The sequence below is a fragment of the Pseudomonas putida genome (assembly GCF_050989985.1).
GTDB classification, from domain to species: domain Bacteria; phylum Pseudomonadota; class Gammaproteobacteria; order Pseudomonadales; family Pseudomonadaceae; genus Aquipseudomonas; species Aquipseudomonas putida_AI.
The window spans coordinates 4,086,008-4,102,828 of the sequence record NZ_CP158815.1 but is presented as its reverse complement, the minus strand read 5'-3'; the positions used below and the strand labels follow the sequence as shown (position 1 = coordinate 4,102,828).

The 16,821-nt window shown below is 61.5% G+C and carries 12 protein-coding genes; 8 read left to right on the top strand and 4 right to left on the bottom strand.

The features are described 5' to 3' along the window. Positions 1–41: 41 nt before the first annotated feature. Positions 42–665: an NAD(P)H:quinone oxidoreductase gene (gene wrbA / locus ABTV29_RS18760; protein WP_433766182.1), complete on the bottom strand. Its 624-nt coding sequence runs from the start codon at positions 663–665 to the stop codon at positions 42–44. A 365-nt stretch (positions 666–1,030) separates the two neighbouring features. Here wrbA and ABTV29_RS18755 point away from each other — a divergent pair, with 365 nt between their 5' ends. The 6 genes from ABTV29_RS18755 (at position 1,031) to ABTV29_RS18730 (ending at position 10,475) form a co-directional block, all read left to right on the top strand. Then, the gene (locus ABTV29_RS18755; protein ID WP_433766181.1) at positions 1,031–2,242 is read left to right on the top strand and encodes an FAD-dependent oxidoreductase; all 1,212 of its coding nucleotides are present in this window, start codon (positions 1,031–1,033) and stop codon (positions 2,240–2,242) included. Between the two features lie 304 nt (positions 2,243–2,546). Next, positions 2,547–4,139 carry a DUF1302 domain-containing protein gene (locus tag ABTV29_RS18750; RefSeq protein ID WP_433766180.1) on the top strand — a complete coding sequence of 531 codons (1,593 nt, stop codon included), beginning with the start codon at positions 2,547–2,549 and terminating at the stop codon, positions 4,137–4,139. A 38-nt stretch (positions 4,140–4,177) separates the two neighbouring features. Then, a complete protein-coding gene (locus ABTV29_RS18745) occupies positions 4,178–5,524 on the top strand; it encodes a DUF1329 domain-containing protein (RefSeq protein WP_433766179.1) in 1,347 nt (448 codons plus the stop codon). Between the two features lie 60 nt (positions 5,525–5,584). After that, positions 5,585–6,700, top strand: a complete 1,116-nt coding sequence (locus ABTV29_RS18740) for a WD40/YVTN/BNR-like repeat-containing protein (protein ID WP_433766178.1) — start codon at positions 5,585–5,587, stop codon at positions 6,698–6,700. Continuing rightward, positions 6,697–9,087 (top strand): efflux RND transporter permease subunit, encoded by a 2,391-nt coding sequence (locus ABTV29_RS18735; protein WP_433766177.1) that lies wholly within the window; start codon positions 6,697–6,699, stop codon positions 9,085–9,087. The genes ABTV29_RS18740 and ABTV29_RS18735 overlap by 4 nt, the downstream gene beginning before the upstream one ends. A gap of 50 nt (positions 9,088–9,137) precedes the next feature. Continuing rightward, entirely contained in the window at positions 9,138–10,475 is a 1,338-nt protein-coding gene (locus tag ABTV29_RS18730) for an FAD-dependent oxidoreductase (RefSeq protein WP_433766176.1), read from the top strand. A 68-nt stretch (positions 10,476–10,543) separates the two neighbouring features. Here ABTV29_RS18730 and ABTV29_RS18725 read toward each other — a convergent pair whose 3' ends face one another. The 3 genes from ABTV29_RS18725 to ABTV29_RS18715 all read right to left on the bottom strand — a co-directional run bounded on the left by ABTV29_RS18725 (position 10,544) and on the right by ABTV29_RS18715 (position 14,499). After that, entirely contained in the window at positions 10,544–11,476 is a 933-nt protein-coding gene (locus ABTV29_RS18725; RefSeq protein ID WP_433766175.1) for a LysR substrate-binding domain-containing protein, read from the bottom strand. Between the two features lie 345 nt (positions 11,477–11,821). Then, on the bottom strand, positions 11,822–12,964 hold the full coding sequence (gene lldD / locus ABTV29_RS18720) for an FMN-dependent L-lactate dehydrogenase LldD (protein ID WP_433766174.1): 1,143 nt from the start codon (positions 12,962–12,964) through the stop codon (positions 11,822–11,824). A gap of 221 nt (positions 12,965–13,185) precedes the next feature. After that, on the bottom strand, positions 13,186–14,499 hold the full coding sequence (locus tag ABTV29_RS18715; protein ID WP_433766173.1) for an L-fuconate dehydratase: 1,314 nt from the start codon (positions 14,497–14,499) through the stop codon (positions 13,186–13,188). A 101-nt stretch (positions 14,500–14,600) separates the two neighbouring features. On the opposite strand from ABTV29_RS18715, the gene ABTV29_RS18710 reads away from it, so the two are divergent. Beyond that, on the top strand, positions 14,601–15,548 hold the full coding sequence (locus ABTV29_RS18710; RefSeq protein ID WP_433766172.1) for a LysR family transcriptional regulator: 948 nt from the start codon (positions 14,601–14,603) through the stop codon (positions 15,546–15,548). Positions 15,549–15,699: 151 nt separating this feature from the next. Next, positions 15,700–16,662: a LysR family transcriptional regulator gene (locus ABTV29_RS18705; RefSeq protein WP_433766171.1), complete on the top strand. Its 963-nt coding sequence runs from the start codon at positions 15,700–15,702 to the stop codon at positions 16,660–16,662. Positions 16,663–16,821 lie beyond the last annotated feature (159 nt).

Sequence of the window (16,821 nt, the reverse complement as noted above, 5' to 3'; positions counted from 1 at the left end):
GGATTGCGTGGTTCCTGTGGGAGCGAGTCTGCTTTCCAACATTACGCCTTGTTGGCCAATCGCTTTGCGATGGTCGCTACATGCTGACCCTGGAAGCGCGCAATTTGCAGTTCGTTTTCGCTGGGTTGGCGCGAGCCATCCGGGCCCGCCAGGGTCGAGGCTCCGTAAGGCGTCCCGCCCGAAATCTCGCTCATGTTGACCAGGCCTTGTTCGGAGTAAGGGACACCAACAATCACCATGCCATGATGCAGCAGCGTCGTATGGAAACTGGTGATCGTCGTCTCCTGGCCGCCGTGTTGCGAGGCCGTGCTGGTGAACACGCTGCCGACCTTGCCGATCAAGCCACCCGACATCCAGAGCCCACCGGTCTGGTCGAGGAAGTTGCGCATTTGCGAGCACATGTTCCCGAAACGGGTCGGCGTGCCGAAAATGATTGCGTCGGCTTCAGCCAGCACTTCCGGCGTTGCGTAAGGGATGCTGCCGAACGCGGCGCGATAACCCTTGATGCCGCTCTTGACCTGGACCTCTTCGGGCATCAGTTCCGGGACTTGCAGTAACTGCACTTCCACATCCCCGACTTCGCGGGCACCGGCTGCAATGGCCTCGGCCATCTTGTAGATGTGGCCATAGGAACTGTAGAAAACGATCTGTATTTTGGTCGGCATGTCAGTTGTCCTAATAGGTTTTTGTTTTTATCCAAGTTCATGTCACTCAGACTAAGCCAAGCGCCTTCTTGTTTAAGTTGCAATGTTCAAGTTGCAAGAACTTATTCATTGAAAGGCGTTTGCTTGGTGCAGCATGGGCAGGGTGAAAAAACAAAACAACCAGCGCGAGGTTCGGCAAATGCGAACCTGCCCATTGCCAATGGCAAACGATTTAAAACACGATCGGGTAGTTCGCCTTTGGCAAACGCTGGTGTATTGCCTCGTTAAATAGCGCTGGTTAGGCTGAAATCAGTCGCCTGGTCACAGATAGTTCAACTAACCAGTGGCAGGTGTTCCCCGCAGCGTATCTCAATAGGAAAAACAATATGGAAACGCTAGATGGAGTCGTTGTAGTCGGCGGTGGCCCCGTTGGACTTCTCACCGCGCTGAAACTGGGTAAGGCCGGCATTCGGGTCGTCGTACTTGAAGCCGAGCCGGGCGTGTCGCCATCGCCCCGTGCCGTCGCCTACATGCCGCCGACCGCCGCGGCGCTGGATCGCTTCGGCCTGCTGGACGATATTCGCAAGCGTGCGGTGTGGTGCCCCGACTTCGCCTACCGCCATGGCAACGGCGAGCTGATCGCGAAGATGGACTGGAGCGTTCTGGCCCAGGACACGCAATATCCCTACATGCTGCTGCTTGGCCAGAACCACGTGTCCAGCGTCATTGCCGAACACCTGCGTGCACTGCCAAACGTCGAGATTCGCTGGAACCATCGGGTCGAGGAAGTCGAGCAGGACGATCAGTACGTGACGATCCAGACCGTGTCTCCTGGCGGCCCATCGAAGATTCGTGCCAAGTGGGTCGCGGCAACCGATGGTGCGCGCAGCACCGTGCGCCAGAAGGTAGGGCTCACTTTCGATGGCATCACCTGGGGCGAGCGGCTGGTGGCGACCAACGTGTTCTACGACTTCTCCCTGCACGGCTACTCCCGCGCCAACTTCGTGCATGACCCGGTCGACTGGGCCGTGGTGGTCCAGCTCGACAAATCCGGCCTGTGGCGCGTCTGCTACGGGGAAGACGCCTCGCTGTCGGAGGCTGAGGTTCGCCGGCGGCTGCCCGAGCGGTTCAAGCGCTTGCTGCCCGGCGCACCGACACCCGACCAGTATCGGGTCGATCACCTCAACCCGTATCGGGTTCATCAACGCTGCGCCGCGGAGTTCCGTCGGGGCCGGGTGATCCTGGCCGGTGACGCGGCCCATGCCACCAACCCGATGGGCGGCCTGGGCCTGTCCGGTGGCGTGCTGGACGCCGAACATCTGGCCGAAGCCCTGATTCGTGTCATCAAGGAGGGCGCATCGACCAAGGTCCTGGATGAATATTCCGTGGATCGCAGGAAGGTGTTCCTGGAGTTCACTTCGCCGACGGCCACGGCGAACTTCACCTGGATGAAAGAAAGCGATCCGGCGCAACGGGCGAAAGATGTCGCCATGTTCGAAAAGGCGGGCACGGATCTGTCGATCATGCGTGATTTTCTTCTGGATTTCGAAAAGCTGAACGGCCGACGGGTGATAGAGCAAAAGCTGCTCGCCGCATGACCGGGAAAAACAAGTAGCCCGAGAATAAAGGTTGATCCCGGGCTGCTTGTTTTAATTAACAAAACTTCGGTTTATCAATTAATGAATGGGGCGCTCGCGTGCGCAGGCGCTTATCCGTTCGAGTGACTGTTTGATTATTGGATGTTGTTAACGGAACACGATGTTCGTGAATCAAGACGTCGTCCTGCGCCTGACTTTTAAATAAATAAAAGCACGCAGGGCGTCCCGAAATAATAAAAACAAGAATTGGGTACATCACATGAAATCAGCAAGGCATTTTAATCCTGTGCCGGCCAGAGTGTCGGTGCGTCACTTGCAGTTCGTCATGACGGCGGCGTTGCTGGGCGTCCAGGTGCTCCCCGAGGCCGAGGCGTTCCAGATCGACACGGGCAACCCCGACTACAACATCGCCTTCGATAACACCGTCAAATACAGTGCCGCCTGGCGTGTCGAGGGACAAAGCAACGCGGTCAGGCCCACCTACAACCCCAACCTTGATGATGGCGACAACAACTTTGACCGGGGCCTGATTTCCAATCGCCTGGATGTGCTGTCGGAACTCGACATGAACTACAAGCGCCGCTATGGCGTGCGGGTCAGCGGCGCGGCCTGGTATGACGATGTCTACAACCAGGGCAATGACAACCACAGCGACACCGTCAACAGCGTGTCGGTGCGCAACGATCAGTTCACCTCCGATACCCGGACCCTGCAGGGGCGTGACGCGGAACTGATGGACGCGTTCGGTTACGGCAACTTCGACGTCTCAGACATGGCGCTTTCTCTCAGGGGCGGGCGCTATAGCCAACTCTATGGTGAAAGCCTGTTCTTCGGTGGCAACGGGATTGCCGTGGCGCAATCGCCGGTCGATCTGATCAAGCTGCTTTCGGTGCCCAGCTCGACATTCAAGGAAATCATTCGGCCGGTCGGTCAGGTGGGCGGCAGTCTGTTGGTGAACCAGAACCTCACCATCGGCGCCTATTACCAGTACCGCTGGGAGCCGGCACGACTGCCGGCCGCCGGCAGCTACTTCAGCTTTGCCGACTTTGTCGGTGAAGGCGGCGAGACTTTCATTATCGGCCCGGGCCAGGCCTTGAATCGCGCCCATGATATCCAGGCGCGCAACTCAGGGCAGTACGGCTTGCAGGTCAAGATGAAGGCCGGTGACTTCGAATATGGCCTGTATGCCGCGCGTTACCACGACCGTTTCCCGCAGTTCTATTTGCGGCCGGGGCAGGGCAATTACGGGATGGTGTATGGCGAGGGCATCCGCACTTTCGGGGCCAGCATCAGCACCTTGATCGGCGAAACCAACGTCGCGGCCGAGACCTCGATCCGGCGCAACACCCCGCTGGCCGCGCGCGGCAACGTCGTGGTCGACCTGACGGGTACCGGTGACAATGACCACAACCCGCTGTATCCGGTGGGCAATACCTTCCATGCACAAATATCGGCGATCTCGGTGATGCCGGGCACTGCCATGTGGGACGGTGCGACCTTGCTGGGCGAGGTGGCCTACAACCGCATCACCAGTGTCGACAAGAACAAGGATCAGCTGGACCCCAACGTGACCCGCAACGCCAGTTCGCTGCGAATGCTGTTCACGCCTGAGTACTTCCAGGTTTTCCCCGGGGTGGACATGACCGTGCCCCTGGGTGTCGGTTACGGCATCGATGGCAACACTGCGATCTCGGGCACCGGCTTCTCGCCCGAAGGCGGCGGCGACGCCACCATCGGCCTGCAATTCGACTACCGCAAAACCTGGCGCGGCGGCATCAACTTCACCCACTACTTCGGCAGTGCCGGCGGCATCGTCGATTCCACCAACGCGCTCTCCGGCGATCAGGTCTATGCCGACCGCGATTTCGTTTCCATTTCCCTGCAGCGCACTTTTTGAGTCCCCCCAGGCAGCACAAATCCCAGAGGAACATAACAATGAACAAGACGATCCTTGGAATGACATTCATCGCAGGTTTTGTTGGCGCGCTACAGGTGTCGGCAGCGGTCAGTCCGCAAGAGGCGGGTGCCCTGGGCGCTACCCTGACGCCGCTGGGGGGAGAGAAGGCGGGCAATGCCAATGGCAGCATCCCGCCCTGGGAGGGCGGCACCAAACAGGCCGCCGCAACGGGCAGCAACCAGATCCCCGGCGATCTGTTTGCCGCCGACAAACCGCTCTTGAAAATCACCGCAGCCAACATGGCCAGCTACACCGACAAACTGTCGGAAGGGACCCGCGCGCTGTTGCAGAAATACCCGGACAGTTTCCGCCTGGACGTGTATCCGACACGCCGTACCGCCTCGGCACCGGACTACGTTTACAAGAACACCGCGCTCAACGCGGTCAATTGCAAGCTCACGCAAAATGGCCAATCGGTCGACGGCTGTTTCGGTGGCATTCCGTTTCCGGTGCCCAAGAGCGGGCAGGAAGTGATCTGGAACTTCCTCCTGCGGGTTGAGCCCGAAGCCGTGGAGTACGGTTTCAAGAACGTGGTCCTGACCAGCGACGGCGGCCAGACCCTGGCGACCCGCAACGACAATGCCTGGCAATACCCTTATTACTACCAGAAGGGATCTGCCCAGGGCTGGTCCAAGGAGTACTTTCTGCAGCGTTTCAGCACCACGGCGCCGCCGTTCAAGGCCGGTGAGACGCTGGTGATTCGCGACAGCGCCAACCCGCAGCAATCGCGGCAGGCCTGGCAGTACCTGGTTGGCCAGCGCCGGGTCAGACGCGCACCGACCGTGGCCTACGACACGCCGGACTTCGTCGCCTCGGGCGCCAATTACTTTGATGAGGTCCAGGGCTTCTTCGGCATGCCGGATCGCTACGACTGGAAGATCGTCGGCAAAAAGGAAACCTACATTCCCTACAACACCAATGGCCAGGTCACGGCGCCTCTGGACAAGGCCTTCACCGCGCACACCATGAACCCCGACACGCTGCGCTGGGAGCTGCACCGCACCTGGGTCGTGGAGGCAACACTGGCGTCCGGCAAACGCCACGCCGTACCCAAGCGCACCTTCTATTTCGATGAAGACACCTGGCTGCTGAGCCTGCTCGACGGGTACGACGCCGAAGGCAAGCTGTGGCGCACCTCCCAGGTCCTGCCATTCGTGGTGCCCTCGGTGCCGGCAGTACTGGTCAAGCCCGTAGCGGTGTTCAACCTGCAGGCCGGCACGGTCAGCAACGTGCAAGCGCTCAACGGCGAGAACTTCAAGGTCGTGCCGTTGAAGCCTGAATCCTGGTTCACCGGTGATGCAGTAGCGGCCGAAGGCGTGCGCTGACCAACGCGGCAGTCGGCCTGGCAACGGGCCGACCATTAATTGACCGGTGGGGTTTCTGTGATGAGTTATCTGAATTTTCAGGGCATGCGCCCGGCGCTGTGCGGCGTCTTGCTGGGTGTCGTGCTGATGGCGGGCGTTGCGCAAGTGGCGCTGAGCGCTTCGGCGGATGTGCTGGACACGCCCGCCGCGCCGGATCAGCGCGGGGCGCGGGCGGTCCTGCTGGCGATTACCCGCGCCGGCAATCGACTGGTGAGCGTGGGTGAGCGAGGGATTGTGCTGCTGTCCGATGACAACGCCCTGAGCTGGCGGCAGGCCCGTGCGGTTCCCGTCAGCACCACCCTCACGGCGGTCAGCTTCGCCGACGACCGCAATGGCTGGGTGGTGGGACATGGCGGCATAGTCCTGCACAGCAGTGATGGCGGCGAAACCTGGAGCAAACAGCTCGATGGCGTGCTCGCCGCCGAGCTTGAATTGCAAGCCGCACAGGCGCAATCGGCAGTCGATCCCGAGGGCGCCTCGCGTCGGTTGAACACGGCGCGGCAACTTGTGACGGAGGGCGCGGACAAACCCTTTTTGGCCGTGTACTTCTCTGATGCGCAAACCGGCCTGGTGGTGGGCGCGTACGGCCTGGCGATGTTGACCGAAGATGCCGGGCGTCATTGGCGCTCGATGGGCGCAGAGCTGGATAACCCCGGTGGCATGCATTTGTACGCGGTGCGCGGTGATACCCAAGGGATCCTGATCGCCGGTGAGCAGGGCTCGCTGTGGCGCGGCCCGGCGCTGGGGCAACGCTTCTCGCGGATGCAAAGCCCTTACCAGGGAACCTGGTTCGGCGTGGTGCCCAATGCGGGCCAGGCACTGGTTTTCGGCCTCAAGGGCAATGCCTGTTTTCTCGACAACAGTGGTCGGTGCCAGTTGCTCGAAACCGGCGAGCACAGCAGTTTGACCGCTGCAACGACGCTCGCCGACGGCAGCCTGGTGCTGGCCAGCGAAGGCGGGCGGTTACTGCGCAGCCGTGATCAGGGACGAACCGTGCAGGCGATGACCGTAGCAGGCCTGGACGGCTCGACCATTACCGATGTCACGCAAGCCCGCGACGGTGCCCTGGTGTTGACCGGACCCCGTGGCGTCAAACGCGTGAATACCCCTGTCGCTGATCAAGAGAATGCGCAATGAACGCTCATCATGGATTTACCAAGGATGACGCTGAACTGTTGACCCGGCCAGGCTCGTGGGTCGAGCGCCTGCTATTCGGCCAACGCTTGTGGTTCGTACTGCTTTGCGTACTGGCGACCTGTTGGTTTGGCTACAAATCGGCGGGGCTGGAGCTCAATGCCGCGTTCGAAAAAATGCTCCCCACGGATCACCCCTATATCGTCAATTACCTGCAGAACCGCTCACAGCTGGCCGGGGCAGGCAATACCTTGCGCATTGCCGTGGAGGCGAGGGAAGGCGATATCTTCGACGCTCAATATCTCGAAGCGCTGAAGAAACTGACGGACGAATTGTTCCTGTTGCCGGCCGTCGATCGCCCTTACATGAAGTCACTCTGGACACCTGCCGTGCGCTGGACCGCGGTCACCGAAGACGGGCTGGACGGCGGACCGGTGATGCCGGATGACTACGACGGTTCTGCGCGAAGCCTTGTGCAGGTGCGGCAGAACATCGAGCGCTCCGGTGAGATCGGCCAGCTCGTGGCCGACGATTTCAAATCGAGCATCATCCTGGTGCCGTTGCAGGAGCAGCGCGCCAGCGGGGCTGCGCCCATCGACTATCAGGTGCTGTCCGATCGCCTGGAAACCCTGCGCGCCCGGTACAGCTCCGAACGCGTCGACATTCACATCAGCGGATTCGCCAAGCTGGTCGGCGACCTGATCCAGGGCATGCATCAGGTGCTGCTGTTTTTCCTCGTGGCGTCCGCCATCTGCCTGGGGATCCTGATCTGGTACACCCGCTGCATCCGCAGTGCCGTGGTGGTGCTGACCTGTTCGCTGGTGGCGGTGGTCTGGTTGCTAGGCGCCCTGGCCAGCCTGGGCTTTGTCCTCGATCCGTATCTGGTGCTGGTGCCGTTCCTGGTGTTCGCCGTGGGCTTGAGCCACGGGGCGCAGAAAATGAACGGCATCACCCAGGACATCGGTCGCGGCATCGACCGCCTGATGGCCGCGCGCCTGACCTTCCGCCGGCTGTTCCTCGTCGGGCTGTCGGCGCTGGTGTGCGATGTGGTCGGGTTCGCGGTGTTGATGGTGATCGACATTCCGGTGATCCAGGACCTGGCCATCTGCGCGAGTATCGGCGTGACCATTCTGATCCTGACCAACCTCATGCTGCTGCCGGTGTTGCTGTCGTACATCGGCGTCAGCGAAAAGGCCGCGCGCAGGGCCGTGATGCTGACGCAGGTCGAGGCTGTCGACGCCACTCACGTCAAACACCCGGCCTGGCGTTTTCTGGACCACTTCACCCAGCGCCGCTGGGCCGGTATCACTGTGTTGGCTAGTCTGGCGCTGGCGTTGCTGGGCCTGGGTTACAGCACGCAATTGAAGATCGGCGACACCAACCCCGGCGCACCGGAGTTGCGCGCCGATTCTCGCTATAACCTCGATAACGCCTACGTCGTCGGGCACTACTCGGCCAGCAGTGACGTGTACGTGGTGATGGTCAAGACCCCGCAGTTCGCCTGCGCCCTGTACGACACGGTGCGCACGGTGGACCGCCTGGAGTTCGCGCTGTCCCGGGTACCGGGCGTGGAGGGGACCCGGTCGCTGGCGGGGCTGGCGAAGAACGCCGCGACCGGCATGAGCGAAGGCAGCCTCAAGTGGTACGAGATTCCCCGCAACCAGGACATGCTCAACGCCATCATCACCCGCGCGCCCCGGGAAATTTTCAACCAGAACTGCGACCTGCTGAGCATCTACGTCTACCTGCGCGACCACAAGGCGGACACTCTGACGGGGGTCGTCAATGCCGTCGAGGACTTCGCCCGCCACAACGACTCCGCCAACTACCGTTTTCTCAACGCGGCGGGCAACGCCGGGATCGAAGCGGCCACCAACATCGTCGTCAAGGAAGCCAACCGCAAGATGCTGTTGCTGGTCTACGCCGCCGTGATCGTGATCAGCCTGGTGACCTTCCGTTCCTGGCGGGCGGTGGTCTGCGCGGTGCTGCCATTGATGCTGACCTCGGTGTTGTGTGAAGCGTTGATGGTCTGGCTGAACATCGGCGTCAAGGTCGCCACCTTGCCGGTCATCGCGCTGGGGGTGGGCATCGGCGTGGACTATGCGCTGTACATCATGACCGTGATGCTGCGCTATCTGCGCGAGGGCGTCAGCCTGTCCGAGGCGTATTACCGGGCGCTGCTGTTCACCGGCAAGATCGTCGTGCTGACGGGCGCGACCCTGGGGATTGCGGTGGCCACCTGGTACTTCTCACCGATCAAGTTCCAGGCCGACATGGGCGTTCTGCTCGCCTTCATGTTCGTGTGGAACATGCTGGGGGCGTTGATTGTTCTGCCTGCGCTGGCGTACTTCCTGTTCCGGCCCGGCAAGCAGGCGGCTGCCATGGCGTGATTGCGGGCTGGTGGGCATTGAACAGACAGATCATGAAAATAAGGGCAGTTATGGAAACGGTAGATGGCGTGGTCGTGGTCGGCGGGGGAAGTGTCGGACTTCTCACGGCCTACAAGCTTGGCAAGGCGGGTATACGGGTGGTGGTGCTGGAGGCAGGATCGGGGATGGACCCTGCGCAACAGGCGGTCGCCTTTACACCGCCGGCCATCGCCGCACTGGATCGGTTGGGGCTGCTCGATGATGTACGCCAGCGTGCGGTGCTGTGCCCCGATGTCGCCTACCGTCACGCCGATGGCCGGGAAATCGCCAGGTTGAGTTGGGACGCTCTGGCCCAGGACACCTGTTACCCCTACCTGTTGCTGCTTGGGCAAAGGCCGATGTCGAACCTGATCAGGGAACGCCTGCGGCAAATGCCCAATGTCGAGATCCGCTGGAATCATCGTGTCGAGGACATCGAACAGGACGCTTCCCATGTGACCCTCCACACCCGGGGGCCGGGTGGTAGAACCCGGTTGCGCTCGCCATGGGTGGCCGCGACGGATGGTGCCCGAAGCACGGTGCGGGAAAAGCTGGGGTTGAAGTTCGAGGGCCGCCGCTGGCCGGAACACATGGTCGCACTCGACGTCTTCTTTGACTTTTCCTTGCACGGATTTTCACGGGCGAATTTCATTCACGATCCGGTGGACTGGGCCTTTGTCGTTCAGCTTGAGCAGAGCGGCCTGTGGCGGGTTTTCTACGAGGAGGATCCGTTGATGTCAGAGGCTGAGCTTCGCCAGCGGTTGCCCGAACGCTTGCAAAGGCTGCTGCCGGGGGTGCCGACGCCTGATCAGTATCGTGTCGACGGCATTCATCCTTACCGGGTCCGGCAGCGCTGTGCCAGCGAGTTTCGGCGCGGCCGGGTGGTGCTGGCCGGCGATGCCGCGTACACCACCAACCCCATGGGCGGGCTCGGCTTGTCGGGTGGCGTACTGGACGCGGAGCAACTGGCCGATGCACTGATCACCGTGTTCAAGGATGACACGGCAGTCGGTGTGCTGGATCAGTTCGCCGTGCGCCGCCGAAATGTCTTTCTCGAATCCACTGCTTCGAAGGCAACCGCTTACTTCACCTCGATGAAAGAAAGCGGACCGGTGCAACGCGCCCGTGATCTGGCCCTGCTGGAAAAGGCCGGCAGCGACCGCGCCCTGATGCGCAGGATTCTTCTGGATTTCGACAAACTCAATGGCCGACGTTCACGCTCAATCACCCTGTGGGGCAAGCGGATAACCGGCACCTCGAAACGGTTTGCGCACCGCACGGTTCGGGCCACGGTGAAGTCTGTGGCGGGGTTAATGCAGTCGGTGGGAGTTGTCGGGCAAAGATGGACGCGCGGCGTCAGGCTTGATTAGCGCAAACAGGCAAAGGTCGAATCAGGCCGAGGGAAAGGGATTCCCTCGGCTTCGACTAATGGAAGGCGTCACTCGGCAGGTTTTTTGGCCAAACCGAGGCGTTGATCCCATTCGGGCTCCATGGTGAACATGGAAGAGAGCAGTTCCAGAAACAGCTTCACCTTGGCCGTGGTGCGATGTGATGTCGGGTACACGGCGGAAAAGCATGGCGTTTGCGTTTCGTAATCAGACAGCACATGCACCAGGCGACCTTCCAGCAGGTCATCGCAGGCCACCATGGTCGGCAGATAGGCGATGCCCATGCCCCTTCTGGCGAACTCCTGAATCAGCTGGACGCTGTTGGAACGCAGGGCGGGCACCAGGTTGATTTCATGGGGACTTTTGCCATCGCTCAATGACCAGCGATTACGCCAGGGGTAATGCCGGTAGCAGGCGAAATCGTGCAGGCAAAGATCCTCCGGAACCTGTATCGGCTCGCGGCTGGAGAGATAGTCGGGGGTGGCGACGAACACGCCGCGCATCAAAAACAGGCGACGCTCGATCAAGGCGTCCGAAGCCGGCGGGAATATCTGCAGGACGATGTCGTAGCCTTCCTGTACCGGGTCGACGACCTGATCGTTGGAGAAAATATCGAAGTCGACCTTGGGGTATCGCTTGCGGAATTCGTCGATGATGTCCGGCATGTGTTTGAGCGCAAACCCGTTCAATGCCGCCACGCGCAATGTGCCTGTGACCGCCGCGCAGGTTCCCCGGGAGCGCAGTGCCAGAGATTGCATGTGTTCGATGAGGTCATGGCATTCCGAGTAATAGGAATGGCCGGCCTCCGATAATTTCACCGCCTTGCTGGAGCGATGGAAAAGGGACACGCCCAAGTGTTCTTCCAGTTGCTGTACACGGGTGGTGATCACGGATCTGGCGACACCGATGTGCTTGGCCGCATTGGAGAAATTACCGGCCTCCGCAGCGCGCACGAAGGCTTCGATACTCAGGTAAATGTCCATTCAATGCCTCTGCTGTTTATTATTGTGTAATCAGCTTTACCACGGGCGTTTTGTGGCCTGGTTGAGTCAAGTGGGCATCAGCGCCAGATAACCGATTTCGATACTGAGACAGTCGGCAGGCAAATTCAATCCGGGCCGATTAGGTGAATGGGCGAATTGGTTCGGCAATCGAGAACACTGTGTTTTCGTCTTGGAAGGCGGTGCAAGAACACCTTACAGATGTTCCCCATTCTTGTAGGAGCTGCCGCAGGCTGCGATCTTTTGATCTGGCTTTTGAAAAATCAAAAGATCGCAGCCTCGTTGCACTCGTCAGCTCCTACAGGGGGTTGTGTAGGGTTTTGAGAATCAGCCGACCGACCGCACCAGAATCGATTCGTCGATCTGGTCGACGGAGGTCACCCCGGTCAGGGTCATGGCCACACGCATTTCCTTGGCAAAGATATCCAGCATGTTCTCCACCCCGCGCTGCCCATCGGCGGCCAGTGCGTAGGCCATGGAGCGGCCGAGCAACACGCCCTTGGCCCCCAGCGCGAGCATGCGCACCACGTCCAGGCCCGAACGAATCCCAGAGTCGACCAGCACACTCAAATCGTTGCCGATCGCCTGCATGATCGGTGGCAACGCGTGGGCGGTGGAGAGCACGCCGTCGAGCTGCCGGCCGCCGTGGTTCGAGACGACGATGCCATCGGCGCCGAAGCTCACCGCGTCGCGGGCATCCTGGGGATCGAGGATGCCCTTGATGATCATCGGGCCTTTCCAGAAGTCACGAATCCACTCCAGGTCGCTCCAGCTGATCGACGGGTCGAAGTTGTTGGCCAGCCAGCCCATGTAGTCCTCGAGCGTCACCGCCTTGCCCAGGTACCTGGAGATATTGCCCAGGTCATGGGGACGGCCCATCAGGCCGACGTTGAAGGCCCAGTCGGGTCGGGTCATGGCCTGGAGCACGCGGCGGGTCGAGGCGAACGGGCCGGACATGCCCGAGTGGGCATCACGGTAGCGGGCGCCGGGGGTGGGCATGTCGACAGTGAACACCAGGTTCTTGACCCCGGCGGCTTGCGCACGCTCCAGAGCATTGCGCATGAAACCGCGGTCTTTGAGCACGTAGAGTTGAAACCAGATCGGCTGTTGCGTGTTGGCCACGACTTCCTCGATCGAGCACACCGAGACGGTCGACAGGCACAGCGGGATGCCCTTGTTCTGCGCCGCCTTCACCGCCTGCACTTCACCCCGGCGAGCGAACATGCCCGTCAGGCCCACCGGTGCCAGCGTGATGGGCATCGCCTGGCGCTGACCGAAGAGGCTGGTTTCCAGGCTCAGGCTCTCGACGTTTTTCAGGATCCGCTGGCGCAGGCTGACGCCGCTCAGGTCGGCGCTGTTGGCCCTTAGCGTGTGCTCTGCATAGGCCCCCCCATCGATGTAGTCGAACAGGAAACGGGGGAGTTTGCGACGTGCCGCTTCGCGGTAGTCCGATGCAGAGGAGATGATCATAGATAGGCGGGCCTTGATCCTGGGAGTGACGAGTCTTGAGCAGGTTAGCGTATGTACAGGTGTTGCGGACACATTCAAAACAGAGTCAACCCGGCTGACGCCTTCGCGGGCAAGCCACGCTCCCACAGGTTTATTTGTTGGCCGAGATTCTTTCGTTCGGCGCGGACTCTGTGGGAGCGAGCCTGCTCGCGATGGCGGTGTGGCAAGCCGCCGAGTGCTGCTCAGCCGCGCGCGATATCGACCCACACCGGTCCGTCGGGATAGCGGTAGCGCTCCAGGGTCTCGGCGGTCATTTCGATGCTGTAGCCAGGGCGCTTCGGTGGCATGTAGCGGCCACGGCGGATCACCACTGGATCGAGGAAGTGCTCGTGCAGGTGGTCGACGTATTCGAGCACGCGGTTGTGCAGCGAGGCCGAGACGGCGATGTAGTCGAACAGGGCGATGTTCTGCACGTACTCGCACAGCCCGACACCGCCGCCGTGGGGGCAGACCGGGACGTCGAACTTGGCGGCCATCAGCAGCACGATCAACACCTCGTTAAGGCCGCCCAGGCGGGCCGCATCCAGCTGGCAGAAATCCAGCGCGCCGGCCTGGAACATCTGCTTGAACATCACCCGGTTGTGGCAATGCTCGCCGGTGGCGACGCCGATCGGGGCGATGCGCTGGCGGATGCTGGCGTGGCCGAGTATGTCGTCGGGGCTGGTCGGTTCCTCGATCCACAGCGGTTCGAACGCCGCCAGGCGGCGCATGTTGGCGACGGATTCATCGACGCCCCAGACCTGGTTGGCGTCCATCATCAGGCTGCGTTCCCAGCCGATTTCCTCGCGCAGGATCGTGGCGCGACGAATGTCTTCCTCAAGGTCTGCGCCGATTTTCTGCTTGATGTGGGTCCAGCCGTCCGCGACGGCCTCGCGGGCCAGCTGGCGCATTTTTTCTTCGCTGTAGCCCAGCCAGCCCGGCGCGGTGGTGTAGCCGGGGTAGCCTTCTTCCAGCATCTGCGCCTCGCGCCGGGCCTTGCCGGGTGCCTGGCGGCGGAGCAGGGCGATGGCCTCTTCGGGGGTGAGCACGTCGGTGACGTAGCTGAAGTCCAGGCAGCGCACCAGTTGTTCGGGTGTCATGTCCGCCAGCAGTTTCCACACTGGCTTGCCTTCGTGTTTGGCCCACAGGTCCCAGACGGCGTTGACGATGGCCGCCGTGGCGAGGTGGATCACGCCTTTTTCCGGGCCCAGCCAGCGCAGTTGGCTGTCGCCCACGGTGATGGTGTGCCAGAACGCACCCATGTCGGCGACGATTTCCTCCAGGGTCAGGCCGACCACCATGGGGGCCAGGGACTGGATCGCCGCCACGCAGATCTCGTTGCCACGGCCGATGGTGAACGTCAGGCCGTGGCCTTCCAGGGCCGGCGCATCGGTGTGCAGCACGACGTAGGAGGCGGAGTAATCCGGTGCGCTGTTCATCGCATCAGAGCCGTCCAGTGACAACGAAGTGGGGAAGCGGATATCGCGAACGCTCAGGTGGGTGATTCGAATGCTCATGGTGGGCTCTTGTAGTTGTCGACCGATTGAGGTCTCGACTGTAGGTCGCCGATCGATATGTGCATAATCGCGATTCTTTAAGCAGTGATACCGGATTCGATATGTCTACCGATCCCGCAGTCGCCTCGCTCACTCCGCGAAATCTCAACGGCCTGAAGATTTCCAGCCGGCAGATCACCTTGCTCAATGCCTTGGGTGAGTACGGCAACCTGCGTCGGGCCGCCGCCGCGATGCACACCACGCAACCGGCCGCCAGCCTGCTGTTGCAGCAACTGGAAGAGCGCCTCGGCGTGCGATTGTTCGAACGCTTGCCACGGGGCATGCAGCCCACGCTCTATGGCGAGGTGATGATCCGCTACGCCCAGGGCGCGCTGCATGAGTTCGAGCATGCCCAGGCGCAAATCGCCGAACTGGCGCGCGGGGCCATGGGGCTGGTGCGGGTCGGCAGTGTGATGGGGCCGGTGCCGCGGCTGCTGACCAAAGCCGTTCTGGCTTACAAGCGCGATCACCCCAAGGTGCGGATTTCAATCGAGGTCGGTACCAGCGATACCTTGCTCCCGGCCTTGTTGCGGGGCGATTTCGATGTGGTGCTGGGACGCCTGCCGGACCAGAGCGACAGTCATGACCTGGACATTGAGCTGTTCGACAACGGCGAGCAGATGCGCGTGATCGCCCGGGCCGGCCATCCGTTGGCGGGTTGCCCGTCGTTGCAATTGGCCGACCTGGTCGACTCGACCTGGATCCTGCACCCCATTGGCAGCCCCATGCGCCGCCGGGTGGAAAGTGCCCTGCAGGCCGGCGGCATGGTGCAGTCGCTGGACATTGTCGAAACCGCGTCGATCCTGGCGACCACGGCGATGATCGAGGCGTCGGACATGATCGCCGTGGTGCCCAATGATGTGGCCGAGCATTATGCGGGCTACGGCATGATCGCTATCCTGCCGGTGGAATTACCGATCTCCATGGTCAACATCGGCCTGCTGACCCTGCGCTCCCGGCCGAGGTCGGTGGCGCTTCAAACGCTGCTGCAGTATTTGCGCGAGCAATGATCACGCCCCCTGTTGTTGTAGGAGCGAGCTTGCTCGCGATGGTCGTCAACGATAACGCTGGAAGCCTGACACCCAGCGGCGTCATTGAGTCCATCGCGAGCAAGCTCGCTCCTACAGAAGCAGGGAAATCACTTTCAAGAGGCCTGACCCAATGCCGTCGGACATCACCCATTCCAGCTTCTGCAACTGGGTGCGTTTCAAGCACCTGGTGCTAATCGACACCCTGGCGCGTACGCGCAACATGCACGCCACCGCAGCCCTCATGAACCTCAGCCAGCCGGCCTTGAGCAAGATGCTGCGCGACCTGGAGGAGCAGTTCGGCTTTGCCCTGTTCCAGCGCTTGCCACGCAGCATGCCGCCCACGGAACTGGGCGAGCACGTGGTGCGTTATGCCCAGGCCGCGCTGGCCGACTCCCACACTTTCGTCGATCAGGTGAACCGGCTGCGCAAGGGCGGTCATGGTTTTCTCAAGGTGGGCGGGATTTTTGCCGCGACCTCGGTGGTGCTGCCCCAGGCCATCGCGGCGATCAAGGCGCGCAGCCCGTTGTTGTCGATTGAGGTGGTGGAGCAGTCCAGCGACCACCTGCTGGAGATGCTCGAACAGAACAAACTCGACCTGATGATTGGCCGCTTCACCGAAGAGCGCTACAGCCAGGTCTTCGACTTCCAGCCGCTGGAGCCGGAGCCGTTCAGCCTGGTGGTCAACAGCCGGCATCCGCTCAACGAACTGGACAGTACGCCGCTGGATGCCCTGGGGCAGTGGCCTTGGGTGCTGTACCCGGTCGGCACGCCCATTCGCAATCGCCTGGAAGTGGCGTTCCGCGCCGCCGGCATTGCGTCCCCGGCGGACAGCGTCGATACCACCTCGATGCAGATGTTCCTGCAGCTGCTGCAATCGGGACCGATGATTGCCATGTTGCCCAGGTCCATGGTGGCGGCGCAGCTCGGCAATGGGCAGTTGAAGGAGTTGCAGAGCCCCTTGCACCTGGCGCCATTGGAGTACGGCGTCATCACCCGCAAGGACGAACCGCTGACCGGTTCGGCTCGGGAGTTCGTCGAAATCCTGCTCGATTCCGCACGTCAGCGGCGGGAAGAGGGTGGACAAAGCGATTGATTAAAGTCTCGTAATAAGTCATTTCGATAACGTTTGGTTATCGATTGATCGGATCATCTCATTGGGAATGTCGGGCCTGGCTCCCTACAGTGAGCGCAGATTCGCCCGTCACCGAACGGGCGGCGCCATAACAAGAAGTCAGCCGTAGCGCCCTGAGAG